We start from the raw sequence: 19877 nt of genomic DNA, 5'->3' as shown, positions 1-19877 counted from the left end.
CCCAGTGATACCGGCGGAAGCATCGCAGCGGCCGGGGCGCCGCGGGCACCAAATGCCGGATCGTCCCGCCAAACCGTTGGAAACCCCGAAATCAGCCACCGAACTCGTATGGATGTCCGACAAGATGGGGGGTTGCCGCGTCGTGATGCCGCGGTGCCGTGTTGCTGCGGTGCCGAGATGCCGCGGTGTCGTGCTGTGGTCAGCCGGCGGGATCGACGAGGTGGGGGCCGTTGTTGCGGACGCTGTTGACGGCGGTGGAGACCGGGGTCACCGCGAGCCGCCCGCCGGCGGGGGTGTGGAGCAGGGCACGGAGATCCGCCGTGTCCTCGTGGGCGGGGTCGAGCCAGGCCTCGTAGTCACCGGGATCGAGGGCGAGCGGCATCCGGGGATGGATGCTGCCGGCCGCGTCGGTGGCCTCGGTGGTGATGATCGTGGCCGTGGTGAGCCAGGCGGCCGGATCGTCCCGGTCCTCGACGGCGGGGTCGCGCCAGAATTCGTACAGACCGGCCATGGCCATGACGGAGCCCGTCTCGGGGCGGATGAAATAGGGCTGCTTGTAGGCCTTGGCCGACCCGGTGGCGGGTACGGCGACCCACTCGAAGAAGCCGTCCGCGGGCAGCAGGCAGCGCCGTTTTGCCAGGGCCTTGCGGTAGGCCGGCTTCTCGTGGACGGTCTCCACCCGCGCGTTGATCATCCGCGATCCCACGGCTGGGTCCTTGGCCCAGGACGGCACCAGACCCCACCGCACCGGACGCAGCTGCCGCCCGATCTCCCCGGTGTCCCGGTCGGCCCGCTCCAGCACCGCCCACACCTCGTCGGTGGGCGCGACGTTCCACGAGGGCCCGATTTCCCGTCCGGGATCGAGCCGGGCATCGAAGAGTCCCGAGAGGTCTTCCGGCGCGCGGGAGGAGGCATATCGACCACACATGCCTCCACTGTCCCACCCTTCCCGGGCGGGCGGGGCGGAGCTCGCCGTACGGGTGGCCCGTAGGCGGGGCGGCGATGCGGGGCGTTCCGTGACGGCCCGAGCCTTCTAGGGTGGCCCGACGGGGCCGGTGGCACGATGCCGGCCCGGTGCTGGAGCTGGGCGCCGGCCACGGTCGCGACGCGCTGTACCTCGCCCGCGCGGGCTTCACCGTGACGGCCACCGACTTCAGCCCGGTGGGGCTGGACCAACTGCGCGCGGCCGCCGCGGCCCAGGGCCTGTCCGGACGGGTCACCACGGCCGTGCACGACGTCCGCGAGCCGCTGCCGCTCGCGGACGCCTCGATGGACGCCGTGGACGCGCACATGCTGCTGTGCATGGCCTTGTCCACCCGGGAGATCCGTGCCCTGGTGGCCGAGGTGCGACGGGTACTGCGGCCGGGCGTTCCTTCGTCTACACCGTCCGCCACACCGGGGACGCCCACTACCGGGCCGGTACCGGGCACGGGGACGGCATCTGGGAACACGGCGGCTTCGCCGTCCACTTCTTCTCCCGCGACCTGGTCGACGCCCTCGCCGAGAGCTGGACCCTGGAGGAGGTCGCCCCCTTCGAGGAAGGCGACCTCCCGCGCAGGCTGTGGCGCGTCACTCAGACCGTCGGCCCCGCCCCCCAGAGCTGAGGGGCTCCCGGGCCGACGGGCCTATTGGCCGACCCGCGCGCTCAGGCGGGCCGGGCCCGCGTGGAGACCGTTACCCGGTCGACCCGCATCGGGTGGCCCGGTTCGGTGGCCGGGCCGGGGGTCGCGCCGTCGGCCAGGGGGAGGTTGCCGCCGATGGCCACGTTGAGGATCAGGAAGAGGCCGTGGTCCACCGCCCGCTTCCAGGTGCCCGGGTCCATCTCCGAGGCGGCCACCCGGTGGTGCACGCGACCGTCCAGGTACCAGCGCACCTCCTCGGCGCCCGGGGAGAGGTCAACCTCGACGGCGTACGTGTGGAAGCCCGTACGGCAGTCCCCGCACGGCCGCGGGCCCGAGCTCAGGCCCGCCGGTTCGCGGCACGGGCCGCCTTCCAGGGTTCCGCAGTGCATGGTGGCGAAGACGCTGTCCCGGCCGTTGACCGATTCCATGATGTCGAGCTCACCGACGCCCGGCCAGCCCGTGTACCCGTCGCGCAGCGGCGCCCCGAGCGTCCAGAACGCCGGCCAGTAGCCCGCCGCCCCGGCGCCGGTCACCCCGGGCAGGGCGATCGCGGCCTCGATCCGCAGGGTCCCGCCGGCCGGGGGCGCGAAATCGGAGCGCCGGGTCTCGATGCGGCCCGACTTCCACGCGCCGTCCGTGCGGGTGGGGACGATCTCCAGCGCGCCCTTGCCGTCGAGGCGGACGTTGTCGGTGGAGTCGGTCATCGTCTCGATCTCACCCGTGCCCCACTGGGCCGCGGGGCAGCCCGGGTAGCACGTGCCGGTGTCGTGCAGCCAGTTCGCGGAGGACGGCGGGCTGCCCGCGGGGCCGTCGAACTCCTCCCGGAAGACCTCGGTCCACCCCGTCGGCCCCGTAGGCCCCGTCGGCCGGGCCTGTCCGGGTGCGGTGGCGGACGCGCCCACGGCGGGCAGTGCCCCCGAGTCCGTGAGCAGCCGCTCGAGCCGGGGGGTCAGCACGACGACCGCCGCGTTAGTCAGGTGCGCGTCGTCCCGGTAGAGCATGATGCGGTCCAGCACGGCCGGGCAGGTCGGCCCGTCACCCGGGCACAGCACCGGGTTCACGCTCACGGCCCGTACGCCGGGCAGGGAGCCGGCGGCGATCCGCCGGGCCAGCGGGTCGGGCTGCCGGGCGTCCGTACGGCTGAACGCGCAGGCGGCGGGGTCCTCGGGGCTGCCGGACACGCACGCGGGGACGTCCGTACCGGGCACGGGCGTGTCTTCGACGTAGACGATCGGCGCACCGATGGCCCGCAGGGGTTCGAGGGTCTTCTCCCAGGCCTCGGCGAGCAGTCCGGAATCGTCGGTGTAGCGGTTGAGCGAGGAGATCACGATGAGCCGCGGCTTCGGCTGCCGCCGCAGCCGCTCCAGGGCGTCGGCCCGCCAGGTGTCGCACTCCCGATAGGCGCGGCCGAGCTGGGGGCTGTCCACCGCGAGCTGCGGCAGCGGGCAGCCCTGTTTCACCAACTCCTGTAGCGCCCAGCCGCGTTGGGAGGCCATGGCGAGCATCGCGGAGAACCACTGGCCGGCGTGCGAATCGCCGAGCAGCACGATCCGGTCCGGGCTGTCCACCGCGCCGAACAGGCAGTCCGGGCTGCGGGTCACGGCCGGTGCCACCTCGCAGGCGCCGTCCGGGGGGAAGTCGGCCCGCGCCTGCGCGGGGGCGGGCACGACCGGGCCCGCCTCCAGCGGCGCGGAGCCCGTACGGGCGAGCAGGTGCGGGCCGGAGACGGCGCCCGGGGGCAGTCCGGCCGACTGGACGGGCGTCGCCGGGCCCAGCAGGTTCAGCGTGGTCGTCCCCACCACGAGCGCGAGGACCAACGGCAGGACCACGGCCGTGATGCCCACCGACAGCCCCCGGCGCGGGAGTTCGGAGACGGTACGGCTGCGGCGCAGCGGCTGCTCGACCCAGCGCATGGTGGCGTAGGCGGGCAGTGCGGCGGCCAGGGTGAGGGCGGCCTTCACCGGCCAGTCCTGGGGGCCGAAGCGGGCCTCGGCGAGGACGAGCACCGGCCAGTGCCACAGGTACAGGGTGTAGGAGAGCCGCCCCACCGCCCGGGGCGCCCGCCCCGCGAGGAGCCGGCCGATCCCGTAGTGGCCGGGCGCGCTGCGTTCGCCCCGGCCGGGTATCGCGGCGAGGATCACGGCAGCGGCCCCCAGGGTCGGTACCAGGGCCGGGTAGCCGGGATAGGGCGTGGACGCGTCGTAGGCGAGTGCGCTCCAGACGATCGCCGTGCCCCCGGCCCAGCCGCACAGCAGCCGCAGCGGGCGCGGGCCGCGCAGGAGGTGCCAGGGCAGCAGGGCCACCAGCGCGCCGACCCCGAACTGCCAGACCCGCGAGGGCGTGGCGAGGTACGCGAGCGAAGGTGAGTGGTCCGTCCAGCGCAGCGACAGCGCGAACGAAGCCAGCACCAGCGGTACGGCGGCCAGTGCCACGGTGGCACGCACGGCGCGGCCGCGGCGTACGGCACGGGCCGCGGCGAGCACGATCAGGGCGAGCAGCGGCGCCCAGAGGAGGTAGAACTGCTCCTCGACGGCGAGGGACCAGAAGTGCAGCAGCGGGCTCTGCTCGTGCCCGGCGGCGAGGTAGTCGGTCCGCTGGGCGACGAACCGCCAGTTGGCGACGGAGAGCGCCGCCGCGACCACGTCGTGCTCCAGGTCGGCGCGGCGCAGGGGCACGGTCAGCCAGGCGCCGGCCAGCGCCACCGCGCCGAGGACGACGGCGGCGGAGGGCAGGAGCCGGCGGGCCCGCCGGGAGAAGAAGTCCAGGAGCCGGATCCGGCCGGTGGTGATCGCCTCGCGGACGAGCAGGCCGGTGATGAGGTAGCCGGACACGACGAAGAAGACGTCCACGCCGACGAATCCGCCCGCGAGCCCCGGCACCCCGGCGTGGAAGGCGAGGACCGCGAGGACGGCGACGGCGCGCAGCCCCTCGATGTCGGGCCGGAACGCGGACCGGTGCGGACTGGGCCCGGACTCGCCCGCGGAGCTCGCCGGCGGGGCGGACGGCGCGGACGGCGCAGGGGCTCCTGGGGCTCCAGGGGCTTCGGGGGGCGGTGCGGGGACGGGAAGGGAGGAGGGGACGGGGGAGTGCATGGTGGTCGTGGAGCCTTTCAACTCAGCCAGGGAAGCATGGGGTTGACCCACCCGGATGCCAGCAGGCCGGTGAGCAGGAGCACCGCCGAGGCGGCGAGGGTCTCGGGCCAGCGGCGCGGCAGCACGCCGCTGGGGGAGTGGCCGCCGAAGGCCCGTACGAGGCTGCGGCGACGGCCGCCGCGCGGCTCCGGTCCGGGCCCGGCGGCGGTGTCCCCGGAGAGGGCGGCCCCGGTGGACTTCCCGGCGGCCGCCGCCGGCCGCAGCTCGGAGATCAGGTCCCGGACCAGCGGGCCGTTGATCTGGCACTGCACCAGGAAGTAGAGGAGCAGACCCCAGTTGGGCTCCCAGCCGTTGCGGGCCACGGCCAGCGCCAGGCCCGCCCCGGCAGCCCCGTTGGAGAGGACCAGCCAGAGCAGCGAGACGCCCACCACCCGGCGGGCCATCCCGCCGGAGCGGGCGGGGCCCCGGGTGCCGGTGGGCACCCAGTCGGCGCTGCGGCCGCGCAGGGTGTGCAGGAAGGCGGTGGTGGCGGCGACGCTCGTCAGGACGTTCGCCCGGATGACCTCCACCCGCCAGCGGGTCCTGCTGATCCGCGGCAGCAGCACGTGCCAGAGCCACAGCGGGGCGAGGAGCGGCAGGACGTGCCAGGGCCGGATGTCGTCGGGGTACCAGAACATCATCACCAGGGGCGGCAGCGGCGCCGCGAAGGTGTTCACGGCGGCGGCCAGGTAGCCGACGACTCCCTCGTAGAAGCACAGGCGCATCCGCCAGGGCGCGCCCATCTTCCGCAGGACGGGCGAGGTGAGGAGGTGGAGGTTGCCCATCGCCCACCGGTACTGCTGGTTGACGAAGGAGGTGACCTCATCGGGGGAGGTGCCCTTGGCGACCAGCACCGGCACGTACAGGGTGCGGAACCCCCGGGCGTGCAGGGCGAGGCCGGTGTACAGGTCCTCACTGTGGTCGAGGCGGGCGAAGCCGCCGGCCAGGTCGATGGCGGCGCGCCGGTAGACGGCGTTGCTGCCGCAGCAGATGGCGGCGTCGCTCGCGTCCCGGGACGGCTGGATCCAGCGGAAGAACCACTCCTGGGCGGAGCCCGCGGCGCGCTGGATCCAGCCCATGGACCCGTCGGTGTCGAAGCACTGCGGGCTCTGCACGATCCCGACGGCCGGGTCGGCCAGATAGGGCACGAGATGACGCAGGAAGTCCGGCCGGGGTGCGAAGTCGGCGTCGAGGATGGCGATGAACTCGGCGCTGCTCAGGGTCAGCGCGTGATTGAGGTTCCCGGCCTTCTTCAGATGTCCCCGGTCGGGCCGTACGACGTACTCGTACCCGTACGAGGCCGCCAGCGCGGCGACTTCGGGCCGGTCGGCGTCGTCCAGGACCCATGTGGTCAGCGCGCCGGGCCAGTCGACCGATGCCACGGCGCGGTAGGCGTTGTCCAGAACGGGGAGGGGCTCGCCGCAGGTCGGCAGGTACAGGTCCACGCCGGGCAGTCGGGCGGGCTGCCAGGCGCGCACGAGCACCTCGTGCGAGGGCCGGGTCAGCCTGCGCTGCCGCAGGCTGTTCACCGAGGAGAGGACGAGGGCGACGAGGTTGAGCCCGAGGACGGCGAGGAAGGCCCACAGGGCCGGAGTGCGCAGCGCGAAGGTGAACATGGTCGCCGCGGTGAAGACGAAGGCGAGGCTCGTGCTGATGAGGACCCAGCGTCGTTGCGGGCCGAAGTACCAGTAGAGCTCCTCGTCGGAAGGTGGTTGCGGAAGATGATGAAAGCTCATAAAGCCCCCCACGGCTGTCTATGCGCCCGTTTCGGATGGCCTGACCATGGCCACCATAGCGCCAGAGGTATAGACCAATTGTTTCCGCACGGCCAACACGGTTAATCGGCCACGGGATTGGCGCATCTCCAGCGGTCTAGACCTTTGCTTCGGTCATTCCATCGGCAGTGCCGCCTACCGCCGGGAAGATGCAGGTCACGGGGGAGTGAACAGACACCGAAGACTTGCGTGGCCCGGCCGCCGCGCGGTTTCCCTCTCCTCCGGCCATACCCGCCCCGGCCCCAACCAGCTACGCTCTGCCCGTGCTTGAGGAACCGGACAGGGAAAGTGCGTACGACCCGCCCGAGTGGCACGCGCCGCCGCGGATGGTCGGTGGACACGTCGCGGGACCGGTGGTGATCGCCCGGACGGACGGGGTCGTGGTGGTGGCCCGGCACGTACTCGCCTACCCGGCAGGGCTGGAGATCGAGGTGGAGGCCCACGCGCGCGGTGCCTCCTCGCCTCCTGACCCGTCCTCGGCTCCCGGCCTCGCCCCGTTTCCCGGCGGGCCGGCGTACGGCCCCGCGGATTCCACCGGGCCCGCCTGGCCGGCTTTCCGCCTCCGGCTCGGTGACGGCGGTGTCGTGGAGCAGGACGACGAGACCGGGCTGCGGGACGGGCGCGGACCCGTGATGGTCGTCAGCGGGTACGAGGGCTCCTGGGGCGGCCCGGACGGCGGCGGGGACGTGCGCATGACGCTGTGGACCTGGCCGCTGCCGCCGCCGGGCCCGCTCACGGTGGCGTGCGCCTGGCCGGAACGCGGACTGCGGGATGCCGCGCTGGTCCTGGACGGGGCCGCGGTGCGCGCCGCGGCCCTCCTTGCCCGGCCGTTCTGGACCGGAGGGGCCTCAGGGGCGTCAGGGGTCTGAGGCGCGGGCGGGACGCAGGGGGCGGAGGCGCGGTCGGGAGGCAGAGGCGCGGACGGGTCGCGGAAGCCAGAGGCGGCCCGTGGCGGCTGCCCGGGCGGCGGAACCCCGGCCCCGCCGCACGGGGTCGGGGTCCCGGGCCCTCAGGCCCCCGTCGCCGCCGCCGCCACCGTCCGGGCCGGGTCCTCGTACACCGGGTCGAGGGCGAGCAGCGCCCCGCCGCGGGCCGGCGCGGTGAAGCCCAGGGTGGAGAGCAGCAGGCGGCAGCCGCCCGTGTCCGGTGCCATGACCCGCTCGGCCATCAGCCGCTCCACCCGTGGGCCCAGCCGGTCGCCGAAGTAGGTGAAGTAGCCGCCGAGCACCACGGCGCGCGGATTCAGGACGTCCGCCAGCAGCGCCAGCCCGAGGCCCAGGCCGTCGGCGATCCGGTCCAGGGCCTCCAGCGTGCGGGAGTCCCCGGCGGCCGCCCGCGCCTGGAGGTCCGTCAGCCGGGCCTCGAGGTCGAGGGAGGGGTCGTGGACGGGATCCTCCGGGGCGGCGGCGTGCCGCAACAGGGCCGTGAGCCCGACCATGGTCTCCCAGCAGCCCCGGCGCCCGCAGGCGCAGAGCGCCCCGCCCGGGTCGAGCGGCATGTGGCCGATCTCCCCCGCGAACCCGGCGGCGCCGCGGTGGAGCCGGCCGCCGCTGATGATCCCGCCGCCCACGCCCGTCTCGCCGGTGACGTAGATGAGGTCGTGGATGCCGGCCGCGGAGGCCTCCAAGTACTCGGCCACGGCACCGAGTTTGGCGTCGTTCTCCAGGCGCAGCGGGGGCGCCCCGCGCCCCAGGCGGGCGCGGATCCCGCTGACCGCGGCGATGTCGCGCCAGCCGATGTTCGCGGCGTAGACGACGGTGCCCGACGCGATGTCCACGACTCCGGGAGCGGCGACGGTGACCCCGGCCGTGGCGATCGCGGCCGCGTCGAGGGTGGCGAGGGCTTCGCGGACCAGCCCGGCGGCGCAGTCCAGGACGGCCTCGGGCCCGGCGCCGCGGACGTCCAGGGCGACCCGCCGCTCGAAGACGGTGTCCCCGCCCAGGGTCAGGGCCACGGCGGCCAGGTAGTCGACGTTGATCTCCAGGCCGATCCCGCACAGCGCGCGGCCGTCGATCCGGACGCTCTGGCCGGGGCGCCCGACCGAGCCGTCCCGCTCGGCGTCCCCCTCGCGGACCAGGCCGAGTTCGATGAGCTCGGTGACCAGCCCGGTGACCGTGGGCCGCGGCAGCCCCGCGTCATCGGCGATCCGGGCCCGGGAACGCGGTCCGGTGTCGCGCAGGAGGCGCAGCACGAGACCGAGATTGGCGCGGCGGATGGAGGCCCGGCCGGCGGGCCTGGCCGGGCCGTTGATCACGACGGGGCCGATGCCGGCATCCCCCTGCCCGCCCTCGTCGCCGCCGCGCCGCACGCTTCGCGGATCTGTCCTCACCGGTACTCCTCACTGCCGTCCCCCGAGAGTCTGCCACCCGTGGACCCGGGCCCCGCCCGTCCCGTCCCGGCTTCCCTTCGGGAGCGGATGCGGCACGCGTCCGGAGTGGATGCGGCACGCGGGGTTGACGCGGCTCTCATTAATTCAGATCCTAACCAAACTAATTGCTCGGCGGTGAGTGAGTGCGGCCGCGAGCTGACGGCGAGGAGGCCGACGGCGTGAGTGCCCGGTACCACCTGCGGTTCCAGATCCACCCGTACGAAGGCCCGGACGCCGTCAGGGCCACGGCGGCCGAACTGGCCAAGACCTGCACCGACGCGGGCGTTGCCGAAGTGGTGCTCCTCCTCGGGGCCGAGGAGCACTTCACCGGCCACCTCTCCGGACCCGACGAGGACCTCTGGTTCGAAGCGGCGGCCACCGCCCAGGAGGTCCTCCTCGGCGCCGGACTCGAGGTGAGCCTCAACCCCTGGGTGACCACCGGACACGCCGACCGGGGCCGCCGCGACACCCGCGGCTTCGCCCCGATGGTCTCCCCGGCCGGACAAGTGGCCACGGCCCAGGCCTCCTTCGCCTGCCCGCGCTGGCGCGCCTGGCTGACCGGACACTACGGGCGCTTCGCCGAGCTGGGCTTCCGCGTGCTGTGGCTGGAGGACGACTTCCGCTTCCACAACCACGCCCCGCTGGACTGGGGCGGCGGCTTCGAACCCCTCATGCTGGAACGGCTGGCCGCCCTCGCCGGACGCCCGGTCCCGCGCCCCGAACTGGTCGCCGCACTCACCGCCCCCGGCCCCCCGCACCCACTGCGCGAGCTGTGGCAGCGGGTGTGGCGGACCGCGCAGCAGGAGGTGGCCGCGCAGGTGGCCGGCGAGGTGCACCGGCGCTCGGCCGGCCGCTCCCGCACCGGGCTGATGAGCTCCGGACTGGACGCCGCCTCCGTGGAGGGCCGGGACTGGAGCGCGCTCTTCGGGGCCCTGGCCCCCGGAGGGGGCGCCGCGCACCGCCCGCACTTCGCCCCGTACGCGGACGCCCCCGGACGCGAGCTCGCCCGGCAGGTGTGGATGCCGGAACTGCAGCGCTCCCTGCGGCCGGAGTTCGTGGACAGCGAACCCGAGATCGAGAACTGGCCGCACACCGCCTGGTCCAAATCCGATGTCCAGACCTGGTCGGAGATGGTCGCCGCCCAGCTCTCCGGGGCGGACGCCCTCCTGCTCAACCTCTACCCCCTGCACGGAGCGCGCCCCGGCCACCACCCCCGGACCGCGGAACTCCTGCGCCGGGCCCGCCCCGCGCTGGACCTCGTCAGCCGGCAGCATCCGCGCGGGCAGCGCACGCTCGGCGTCGGCCTTCCCTTCGCCCAGGACGCCGCGGCCCACGTACGGGCACACGGCGGCGACCTGACCGAGCTGGCGGTCGATCCGGGCCCGGCGGCCGAGTTCCTGCTGCGCTACGGAGTACCCGTGACGGCCGAACCCGCTCCCGTGCGAGCCCTGTTCGGCCCGTCGGCCTGGGCCTTCGGCGATCCGGCGGTACGGGCCATGCTCGCCGGCGGTCTGCTGCTCGACGGGACCGCCGCGGTGATCCTGCACCGGCGCGGCTTCGGCCCCCTCATCGGGCTGACCGGGGCCGAACAGGTGGACCGCGAGGCTCCCGCCGCCACCGGCGGGCCGGGCCCGTACGCCACCGAGCGGCTGTGCGGCGCGGCGGGCGAGGACCTGGCGGGGCTGCTCCTCAGCGTCAACACCCAACCCGCCCTGGCCCGGCTCCGGGAAGCACCCGGGACGCGGCGGTGGAGCGAGGTCCGCACTCCGGACGGCCGCACCTGGGGGGCGGGCCGCACCGCCTTCACCAACGCCCTCGGCGGACGCGTCGCCGTACTCGCCGCGACCGAGCCCCACACGCTGCCGGCCGACGACCACGCGCAGCTTCTGCTGCACCGCACGGTCCGCTTCCTGGAGGGGGAGGACGCCCGCCTCCCGCTGGTCAGCGGCGGCCCCCACCTTATCCCGCACCTCTCCCACGCCGACGGTGTCACCACCCTGACCGTGGCCAACGGCTGCCAGGACCCCGCCCGGCCCGTGGTGGACCTGCCCGCCCTCCCGGACGCGGCAGTGGTCGCGGCGACCCTCCTGGCCCCCCTCGCCGAACCCCGCCGCGCGGACACCGGCAGCCAGGGCCGGACCGTGCGGCCGGACACCGAACTGCCGCACCGGGGCTGGGCCGTCCTGCGCTGGTGACCCCACCGGCCGGGACGCCCCGCCCCGCAAGGCCCCGTACCGGCCGTCCCGCAAGGCCCCGCCCCCGCAAGGCCCCGTACCGCCCCGCCCCACAAGGACCCCGTACCGGACCCGCCACCAGGGAGCCCCATGAGACCGCTCCGCCCCACGTCCCTCCTCTGCGCCGCCGTCCTCGGCCTCGGCACCACGCTGGTGGCCGGGATCGCGCCCGCCACCGCCGCCGGAACCGTCACCATCGCCTCACCCGCCCTCGCGGTCCAGGTCGACACCGCCTTCCCCCGGGTCGTCCAGTTCACCGACCAGGCCACCGGCGCCGTCCTCCACGGCAACGAGGACCCCCTCACCCAGGTGAACCTCAACGGCTCCGCGCAGACCCCGATCGTGACCAGCACCGTCGCCGCCGACCACGTCGACTACACGATGGCCTTCGCCAACGGGGACACGGTCAAGGCCACCCTGTCGGTCAGCGGCAGCGCCCTCACCTTCGCCGTCACCTCGATCGCCGACAGCGCCGTACCCGTCACCTCGCTCTCGATCCCGCAGCACAACCTCGTCTCGGTGCGCAGCTCCCAGCCCGGAGCCGCCGTGGAGACCACCCGGATGAACACCAACACCACCGGCACCGGGGACACCTTCACCCCGCTCACCTCCGGCACGACCGCGGACGCCGCCCCGCAGGGCGCCATGTACGCGATCCTCAACACCGGTTCCCTCGCCGCCTCGATCGCCACCAACTCGTACTACGACAGTCCGTCCGGCCAGAACGCGGCGGACAGCGGCCGGATCCAGAAGCAGACGGTGGCCAAGTCCGGCTACCGGCGGGCCGGTCTGTGGAGCGGCGACTGGCTGCACCGCGCGGCCGGAGCTCCGGGCACCGAACCGCTGCCGTACGCCAAGGTCGTGGTGACCGGCGACCGCAACGCCGACGCCGCCGTCGACTGGCAGGACGGAGCCGTCGCCTTCCGCTCGATCATGACCAGCCCCCAGGGCTGGCAGGACACCGCCCGCCGGGTCGTGCAGCGCATCCCGTACAACTTCGCCTCCCAGGCCACGCATCCCTTCCTCCAGACCCTGGACGAGACCAAGCGCGTGGCCCGGGCCACGGACGGGCTGGGCCAGTTCGTCCTGCTCAAGGGCTACGGCTCCGAGGGCCACGACTCGGCCCACCCCGACTACGGGCTGGTCGGCACCCGGCAGGGCGGCGCCGCCGACCTGAACACCCTGATCGCGGCGGGCGCCGGTTACAACGCCGACATCGGCGTGCACATCAACGACACCGAGGCCTACCCGGTCGCCCGCGGCTTCGACCCGGCGCTCCTCAACAGCGGGGGCGCGGACAAGGGATGGGACTACCTGGACCAGTCCTACCACCTGAACTACCGCCTGGACGGCACCAGCGGCAAGCGCCTGGCCCGCCTCCAGGAACTCAAAGCGGTCGCCCCCGACCTCAAGTTCCTCTACGTGGACACCTGGTACGGGGACGGCTACACCTCCCAGGCCCTGGCCCGCGAGATCAACGGCCTCGGCTACCAGCTCACCACCGAGTTCCCCGACAAGTTCGAGGACCAGTCCCTCTGGTCGCACTGGGCCAACGACCTCAACTACGGAGGCAGCAACTACAAGGGGGTCAACTCCCAGGTGGTGCGCTTCATCCGCAACCAGCAGCGCGACGACTGGATCGCCGGAGACCCGCTGCTCGGCGGCGGCACCCTGACCGCCTACGAGGGCTGGCAGGGCACGAAGGACTTCGCCAACTTCATCTCCACCACCTTCACCACCAACCTGCCCACCAAGTACCTCCAGGGCTTCACCATCCGCAAATGGGCCGCCAACCGCATCAACTTCGACGGCGGGGTCAGCGCCACCCTCAGCGGCGCCACCCGCACCATCAGCAAGGACGGCCACCCCGTCCTGATCGGCGACAGCTACTTGCTGCCCTGGAACCAGAGCGGCGAGTCGAAGCTGTACCACTGGAGCGGCGCGGGCGGCACCTCCACCTGGAACGTGCCCACCTCCTGGGCCCAGAACGGCACGGCCAAGCTGTACAAGCTCACCGACCAGGGCCGGGTCCCGGTCTCCGACCTCCCGGTGACCGGCGGCAAGGTCACCGTCACCGCCACCGCGAAGACCCCCTACGTCGTCTACCCCTCGGCCGCGCCGGTCCAGGCGGACGCCGGATTCGGTGAGGGCGGCCCGGTCCGGGACCCCGGTTTCACCTCCGGCGACCTGTCGAAGTGGACGGTCGCCGGCTCCGCGTCCGTCACCCGCAACGCCGTGGGCCAGTCGCAGCTGACCGTCGGCCAGGGCGCCACCTCCGTGTCGCAGCAGCTCACGGGCCTGACCCTGGGCACCTACGCGGCGAGCGTGTACGTCTCCACCGCCACCGGCCGCAAGGCCACCCTGGCCGTCACCCCGGCGGGCGGCGCCGAGCAGAGCGCCTACGCCACGAGTTCCCCGTACCGGAACAACGTCGGGGCGGACGAGAAGAACGGCAGCACCATGCAGCGGATGCGGGTGCTGTTCGACGTCCCGGCGGGCCAGTCCACCGCCACCCTGGCCCTGCGCGCCGACGCGGCGACGGGAACGGCCGGCTTCGACGACGTGCGCGTGGTGCGCACGGCCCGCGGTCCGCAGGGCGGCCACACCTTCGCGGAGGACTTCGAGCACGTCGACTCCGGCTGGTACCCCTTCGTCGTCGGCCCGGCGGGCGGAGCTGCGGCCGACCCGCGCACGCACCTGGCCCAGCTCAACGCCCCGTACACGCAGGCCGGCTGGAACGGCAAGCTGATCGACGACGTGCTCGCCGGCGCCAACTCCCTCAAATCCCACGAGGAACGCCCCGGACTGCTCTACCAGACCATCCCGCAGACCCTGCGCTTCGAGCCCGGCCACCAGTACAAGGTGACCTTCGAGTACCAGCAGTCCGTGGCCGGGGACTACGCCTTCACCCTGGGCGCCGGTACGGCCCAGGTCTCCTCCGACACGCTGCCGCAGGCCCGCACCACGAACACCTTCACCAAGACCTTCACGGCCGGGGCGGACGCCTGGATCGGCATGCGCAAGCTCACGGCGGAGACCTCCGACTCCGACCGGGACCTGGTCGTCGACGACCTGGCCGTGGACGACCTCGGGTCCACGACCTCGCCCAACCTGGCCCTGAACAAGCCGGCCACGGCCTCCTCGGCCCAGTCGGCGGACTACCCGGCGACGGCCGCCACCGACGGCAGCGCCACCAGCCGCTGGTCCTCGGCCTTCGCCACCGACCCGCAGTGGATCCAGATCGATCTGGGATCCGTGAAGAGCGTGAACCGGGTGGTCCTGAACTGGGAGGTCGCCTACGGCCGCGCCTACACGGTGCAGCTGTCGGACGACGGCGCCACCTGGAGGGACGTGTACTCCACCACCACGAGCGACGGCGGGACGGACGAACTGACCGGGCTGAACGGCAGCGGACGCCACCTCCGGGTGACCGGCACCCAGCGGGCGACCGGGTACGGCTACTCACTGTGGGAGGTGGAGGCCTACTCCTGACGGGCGGGCACGCGGACCGGCCCCCACCCCTGTGCGCAGGGGTGGGGGCCGGTGTGCCGGACGACGGGCTCAGAAGCGGCTGGAGACGGTGGCTCCGGCGAAGTCCTGCGCTGCGTGCAGGCTGACGTAGAGGTAGCCGGCCGGCGGGTTGGTGATGGTCAGGGTTTCGGTGTTGCCGGCCTGGGCGGAGCGGGCGGTGTAGTTGCCCGTGGTGGCCCAGGTGGTGGGGCTGTAGTAGAGGTCGGCGTTGCCGGTGCCGCCCGAGACCGAGATCTTCAGGGAGGAGGTGCCGGCGGGGACGTTCACGTAGAAGTAGCGGTAGTTCCCGGCGGTGGCCGAGACGTTGGAGCGGCTGCAGTCGGCGCCGAGTATCCGGACGTCGGCCTCCGGGCACTCCACCTGGGCCGTACCGAACCGGGTCGAGACGGTGACGCCCGCGAAGCCCTGGACGGCGTGCAGGCTGATGTAGACGCGGCCGGCTGCGGGGTTGTTGACGGTCAGGGACTCGCTGTTGCCGCTCTGCGCCGAGCGGGCCGTGTAATTGCTGGTGGTGGCCCAGCCGGTGGGGCTGTAGTAGAGGTCGGCGTTGCCGGTGCCGCCCGAGACCGAGATCTGCAGGGAGCCGGTGCCGGCCGGGACGTCCAGGTAGAAGTAGCCGTAGTTGCCGGTCGTCGCGGAGACGTTGGAGCGGTAGCAGTTGTCACCGAGCACCCGCACGTCGGCGTTGGCGCACTCACCGGGCCCGGCGCTGCCGACCGTGACCGCCTTGCTGGTGGTGGCGGTGGCGCCCTTGTTGTCGGTGACCGTGAGCTTGACGGTGTACGTACCGGCCGCCGCGTAGCTCTTGACCGGGTTGGCGGAGGTGGAGGTGGTGCCGTCACCGAAGGTCCAGGCGCGGGAGGCGATGGTGCCGTCCGCGTCCGTGGAGGTGTCGGTGAAGGTGACCGCCAGGGCGTTCACCGCGGCCGTGAACCCGGCCACCGGGGCCTTGTTGGCCGGCGGGGTGGTGCCGCCGCCGCAGTCTCCGGCCGCGCACTTGACCAGCCAGGCGGCGAAGTCCGCGTCGTAGCGGGTGCCGATGGTGGAGGTGAGCAGGGTGCGGGCGGCCGCCCAGTTGCCGGCGCGGTAGTGGCCGAGGAGCGTGGTCACGTCCTGCGGGTGCGACTGGAGCAGGTAGCGCACCGCCAGGTAGCCCCACCGGTAGACGCGGGTGGAGTCGGAGTTGTCGTAGGTGGTGTCGAAGAGCGTGCTGAGCTTGTAGGTGTTCTTGCCCGCCTCGACGGCGGCCTGGTCGTAGGCGACGCCGCGGTAGGAGTAGGAGATGTACTCGGCGAAGCCCTCGACCCACATCACGGTCGGGGTGGTCATCCCCAGGTCGAAGTCGCCGTACATGTTGAAACGGCCGTCGAGGTAGTGGGTGTACTCGTGGTTGAGGTTCCAGATCTGGAACTCCGGCCGGACCCACTCCGCCTCGTAGGCGATGAACCGCGGCTGGTTCCCGGTGACCGAGGGGTCACCCTCCAGGTACATGCCGCCGTTGTTGGTGCTGATCCCGAAGATGACACCGGCGTAGGACGCGTAGTCGGCGCTGGAGTCGAAGGCCACGACCTCGAGCATGGTGTTCTTGTCGTTGGCGACCGGGCCGGAGTCCTTGACCACGTTGTGGAAGAAGGCGTCCTGGTTGGCCAGGCTGGTGCAGCTCGCGCCGAGCTCGGCGGCGGTCATCTGCTGCGCCACGATCCGCAGGGTCGGGCTGCAGGTGTGGTTGACCGTCAGGACGGCGGCACGCACCCGGGCCGGCAGGTCGCAGGTCCCGTAGTAGGAGCAGTTGGCCGCGTCGTACGAGGTGGTCATCTCGGCGAGCGGCACCCACAGCGAGGAGGTCCGGCCGGTGATCGAGGTGCGGTCCAGCAGCTGCTTGACGAGCGGCCGTACGGTCGCCTGGAGCGCGGAGTGCTGGAGGAAGCGGCCCAGCTCGCGGCCCGCGTTGGCCGTCAAGTAGCTCTTGTCCGTACCCAGGAGCGCGTCATGGGTGACGGCGAAGTCGCGCAGCACCGTGAGGATGCTCGGGTCGGCCTGGACGGCCGGCAGGAACTCGGCGGTCTGGTGGCCGCGGAACAGCACCGTGTAGGCGTTGTTGACGGCCGCCAGCATCGACGGGCTGCTGTTGTACGAGGAGTTGTAGCCGCTCAGCAGCCGCTTGGCCACGCCGAGGTAGCGCGCGTTCTCCTGGGCGCTGTCGATCAGGATGACGCTCTCGCCCAGGGTCGGGCCGTTGGCATCCGTCACGTCGGCCGCGCGGGGAGCGGCGAAGAAGGTGTCCAGGGCGCCCCGGATCGAGCTCTTCAGAGCCGGCCCGTAGGTCCCGACGGTGGACTCGTTGTACCACTGCACGTAGTAGCCGGCCCGCAGGAAGAGCACGAGCTGCCCGGTCTTCGTGCTGTTGTCGCCCGGGTAGGTGGCGGAGGCGGTGCGCAGGGCGTCGGCCACCGAGACCATCTGCGCCTCGCGGAAGGCGGCCTGCGCGTCGTTGCCCTTGAGCAGGAACAGCGAGTTCACGCAGTCCATCTCGGAGGCCTTGATCTGCTGGACCAGCGCGGCCCCGGTCTTCGAGGTGAAGTCCGCGACGTTGCAGGCCGCGGCGAGGGCCTCGGCGGCGGCAGCGGCGCCGGGCGCCAACAGGGCCTTGGACGAGCGCTGTTCGGTGCGCGCGGCCTCTTTGGTGGCCCGGAGCGGTGCGCGCTCGGACAGGTCCGCGTCCGGACGTGCGGCGTGCTCGGACCTGAGGGAGGCGGCCGCGGCGGCCGGGGTCGAGGGCTGCGGGGCGGCGCCGGACTTCACGGCCGGAGCGGGAGCGGCGGGCTTCAGCTCGCGTGCGAAGGCCTGGCCGGCGGGGGCGAGCATCGTCAGGCCCAGACAGCAGGCCAGGGCGGCTATCAGGGGCCGGGCACGGCCCTTCGTGGTGGGGGAACTGCGCATGAGGGGTGGGCCTCCGAGCCGGTCTGCGGCCGCGCTGGCAACGCGGCGGTTGGGGAATGCGGACCGTGACGTCGACGGGAGTTGGTGGGGATGCCACCTCTGTCGTGTACACGGCTATGCAGTGTGCGATGTAACATGGCACACATCACATGGCTCTGGAAGTCCCCGCGGCACAGTTCTCGAGATCTGAGTGGCTGCCAGAGGGTGATGCGAGGGGGATGCGAGGGGGGATCCGTCCGGTTCGCCTGAGGTCGTCCCGCTTCCCCAGCCCCCCGGCCACCGCATGCGCCGCGCGAGGGGCCCGCCCATACTGAATTCGTGAGACGTACTCGTACGGTCATGCTGTGCGTCGCCGGTCTGATGGGCGCGGCCCTTCCGGCGGGGACGGCGGCCGCCGGCGTTCAGCCGGCCGCTCCGGCGCCGGGGACATGCGTGAACTCACCCGGACCCGCCCAGGGCGACGCGCTCAAGGTCCGTACCATCGCGCAGCAGGCCCAGCGGGAGTTCGGCCTGAACTCGGTGGTGCTGCGGGTCTCCTCCGACGGCCGCGAGGTGCTCACCACGGCCCTCGGAGAATCGATGACGGGAGTCCCGGCCGAGCCGTCCATGAAATTCCGTACGGGGTCCGTGGCCATCGTCTACATGGGCGCCGTCCTGCTCCAACTCGTGGACGAGGGCAAGGCGTCGCTCGACGACCCCGTCTCGCGCTGGTTGCCGGACGTGCCCCACGGTTCGGAGATCACCCTGCGCATGCTGGGCAGTTCGACCTCCGGCCTGCACGACTACGTCACCGACCCGGCGTTCCTGGCCGAGTTGGAGGCCAAGCCGTTCCGCGCGTGGACCTCGGCCGAGGTCATCGACATCGCGACGGACAAACCGCTGCTCTACGAGCCGGGCACCAACTGGAGCTATTCACACGCCAACTTCAACCTGCTCGGCGAGGCGCTGGAGAAGATCGGCGGACTCCCGCTGGACCGGCTGCTGACGGAGCGCGTGTACGGACCGTTCGGACTGACCGGGACCAGCAACCAGTCCACCCCGCAGATCCCGGAACCGGTCCTGCACGCCTTCACGTCCGAGCGCGGCACCTACGAGGAGTCCACCTTCTGGAACCCCTCGTGGACCACCACTCCCGGCGCGGTCCTCGTCCAGAACATCTGTGACCTGGACCGGTCCGCACGCGGTATCGGGACCGGTGAGCTGCTGTCCGCGAAGTCCTTCAAGACCCAGCTTGACCCGGGCACCATCGGCCTCGGCCACCCGACGGCATCCTGCCCGGACACCGTCTGCCTCCTGACCAATACGGCGGCCCACCACTTCGGCCTGGGCGTGATCGTGGTCAACGACTGGATCCTGACGAACCCGTCCTTCTCCGGCTACGCGGCCATCCAGGCCTACTTGCCGGCGGAGAAGCTCGCCATCTCCGTCACCGTGACCCAGGGCCCCAAGAGCCCCGCGGGCAATTCGGCCCAGACCATAGCGGAGCGCATCTCCGCGGCCCTCGCCCCCGGACACGTACTGAAGATGCGCTGACCCGGACCTTCCGTCCGCGCGATCCCGTTCCGCGCGATCCCGTTCCGCGCGATCCCGTTCCGCACGATCCGGTTCTGTACGATCCCGCCATGATCGCCTTCACCGCGGAACCGCTGATACGCGTCCTGCACGACGCATCCCGCCCGGACCTGCGGGAACCGGCGCGTCCGCGTCCGGTCCGCCTCTACGCCAAGGAACAGCCCCTCGGCCCGGTCGGCGTGGCGGGCTTCTCCATCGGCGGCTACACGGCCGCGGCGCTCGCCGGGGCCCGCATCGATCCGGGCATCCTGCTGGCCGTGGCCAACGGCCAGGCGCCCCTGCCGGAGATCCCCGAGTTCCCCGGCGTACTGGAGGCGCTGCGCGCGAAGTACGCGCAGGACGAGGTGCCGGAGCGCACGCTGGCTCCCGCCGGCGACGATCTCACCGACTCCCGGGTGCGGGCGGTCTTCCTGGTGTCCCCGGGAGTCGGCGCCATGGTCACCCGGGAGAGCCTGGAGGCCGTACGGGTGCCGGTCGCCATCCGCTGGGCCGGAGCGGACACGATCACCCCGTACGAGATCGACACGAGGCCCTACCTGGACCACATCCCCACCGCGAGCGGCCGCTCGGTCGGGCCCGCGGTCCGGCACGACGACTTCTTCGCCCCGGAGCCCGCCGACCCGACGGCCCGGGTCCGGGCCGGCGAGGACGCGGCCGCGTTCTTCCTGGAGCAACTGGGCTGACCCGGTCCGCCACCGGTCCGC

11 protein-coding genes and 1 pseudogene are annotated in these 19877 nt (G+C 72.9%); 7 read left to right on the top strand and 5 right to left on the bottom strand.

Annotation, left to right across the window (positions count from 1 at the left end; all coding sequences use genetic code 11):
- Window positions 1–199: 199 nt before the first annotated feature.
- The gene (locus OG730_RS01615; RefSeq protein ID WP_327302399.1) at window positions 200–928 is read right to left on the bottom strand and encodes an SOS response-associated peptidase; all 729 of its coding nucleotides are present in this window, start codon (window positions 926–928) and stop codon (window positions 200–202) included.
- A gap of 110 nt (window positions 929–1038) precedes the next feature.
- Here OG730_RS01615 and OG730_RS01610 point away from each other — a divergent pair.
- Both OG730_RS01610 and OG730_RS01605 read left to right on the top strand, forming a co-directional pair.
- Window positions 1039–1308, top strand: a pseudogene (locus OG730_RS01610) (class I SAM-dependent methyltransferase); the annotation flags it as partial.
- A complete protein-coding gene (locus OG730_RS01605; protein WP_327309625.1) occupies window positions 1299–1604 on the top strand; it encodes a hypothetical protein in 306 nt (101 codons plus the stop codon). The pseudogene OG730_RS01610 and the gene OG730_RS01605, both read left to right, overlap by 10 nt.
- A 41-nt stretch (window positions 1605–1645) precedes the next feature.
- On the opposite strand, the gene OG730_RS01600 is transcribed toward OG730_RS01605, so the two are convergent.
- Entirely contained in the window at window positions 1646–4714 is a 3069-nt protein-coding gene (locus OG730_RS01600; protein ID WP_327309118.1) for an SGNH hydrolase domain-containing protein, read from the bottom strand.
- Between the two features lie 17 nt (window positions 4715–4731).
- Window positions 4732–6489 carry a glycosyltransferase family 2 protein gene (locus OG730_RS01595; protein ID WP_327302398.1) on the bottom strand — a complete coding sequence of 586 codons (1758 nt, stop codon included), beginning with the start codon at window positions 6487–6489 and terminating at the stop codon, window positions 4732–4734.
- Window positions 6490–6791: 302 nt separating this feature from the next.
- Here OG730_RS01595 and OG730_RS01590 point away from each other — a divergent pair, with 302 nt between their 5' ends.
- On the top strand, window positions 6792–7397 hold the full coding sequence (locus OG730_RS01590) for a hypothetical protein (protein WP_327302397.1): 606 nt from the start codon (window positions 6792–6794) through the stop codon (window positions 7395–7397).
- 140 nt (window positions 7398–7537) lie between these two features.
- On the opposite strand, the gene OG730_RS01585 is transcribed toward OG730_RS01590, so the two are convergent.
- Window positions 7538–8857: an ROK family protein gene (locus OG730_RS01585; protein WP_327302396.1), complete on the bottom strand. Its 1320-nt coding sequence runs from the start codon at window positions 8855–8857 to the stop codon at window positions 7538–7540.
- A 218-nt stretch (window positions 8858–9075) separates the two neighbouring features.
- Here OG730_RS01585 and OG730_RS01580 point away from each other — a divergent pair, with 218 nt between their 5' ends.
- Both OG730_RS01580 and OG730_RS01575 read left to right on the top strand, forming a co-directional pair.
- The gene (locus OG730_RS01580) at window positions 9076–11091 is read left to right on the top strand and encodes a hypothetical protein (RefSeq protein WP_327302395.1); all 2016 of its coding nucleotides are present in this window, start codon (window positions 9076–9078) and stop codon (window positions 11089–11091) included.
- Window positions 11092–11220: 129 nt separating this feature from the next.
- On the top strand, window positions 11221–14622 hold the full coding sequence (locus OG730_RS01575) for an endo-alpha-N-acetylgalactosaminidase family protein (protein ID WP_327302394.1): 3402 nt from the start codon (window positions 11221–11223) through the stop codon (window positions 14620–14622).
- A gap of 69 nt (window positions 14623–14691) precedes the next feature.
- Here the strand turns inward: OG730_RS01575 and OG730_RS01570 are convergent, their stop codons facing one another.
- Window positions 14692–17601 carry a collagenase gene (locus tag OG730_RS01570; protein ID WP_327302393.1) on the bottom strand — a complete coding sequence of 970 codons (2910 nt, stop codon included), beginning with the start codon at window positions 17599–17601 and terminating at the stop codon, window positions 14692–14694.
- A gap of 318 nt (window positions 17602–17919) precedes the next feature.
- Between OG730_RS01570 and OG730_RS01565 the strand changes: the two genes are divergently transcribed.
- Both OG730_RS01565 and OG730_RS01560 read left to right on the top strand, forming a co-directional pair.
- Complete coding sequence (locus OG730_RS01565) at window positions 17920–19134, top strand: serine hydrolase domain-containing protein (protein ID WP_327302392.1); 1215 nt, start codon at window positions 17920–17922, stop codon at window positions 19132–19134.
- A gap of 89 nt (window positions 19135–19223) precedes the next feature.
- Window positions 19224–19856: an alpha/beta hydrolase gene (locus OG730_RS01560; RefSeq protein WP_327302391.1), complete on the top strand. Its 633-nt coding sequence runs from the start codon at window positions 19224–19226 to the stop codon at window positions 19854–19856.
- The last annotated feature ends 21 nt before the right edge of the window (window positions 19857–19877 follow it).

Origin of the sequence: Streptomyces sp. NBC_01298 (assembly GCF_035978755.1) — a bacterium.
In the GTDB taxonomy this organism is placed as follows: Bacteria; Actinomycetota; Actinomycetes; order Streptomycetales; family Streptomycetaceae; genus Streptomyces.
This window is presented reverse-complemented; position numbering and strand designations above follow the sequence as displayed.

Coding starts and splice junctions, on each gene's coding strand:
- OG730_RS01570 (WP_327302393.1), bottom strand. CDS start 17,601: ATGCGCAGTTCCCCCACCACGAAGGGCCGTGCCCGGCCCCTGATAGCC.
- OG730_RS01595 (WP_327302398.1), bottom strand. CDS start 6,489: ATGAGCTTTCATCATCTTCCGCAACCACCTTCCGACGAGGAGCTCTAC.
- OG730_RS01560 (WP_327302391.1), top strand. CDS start 19,224: ATGATCGCCTTCACCGCGGAACCGCTGATACGCGTCCTGCACGACGCA.
- OG730_RS01600 (WP_327309118.1), bottom strand. CDS start 4,714: ATGCACTCCCCCGTCCCCTCCTCCCTTCCCGTCCCCGCACCGCCCCCC.
- OG730_RS01575 (WP_327302394.1), top strand. CDS start 11,221: ATGAGACCGCTCCGCCCCACGTCCCTCCTCTGCGCCGCCGTCCTCGGC.
- OG730_RS01615 (WP_327302399.1), bottom strand. CDS start 928: ATGTGTGGTCGATATGCCTCCTCCCGCGCGCCGGAAGACCTCTCGGGA.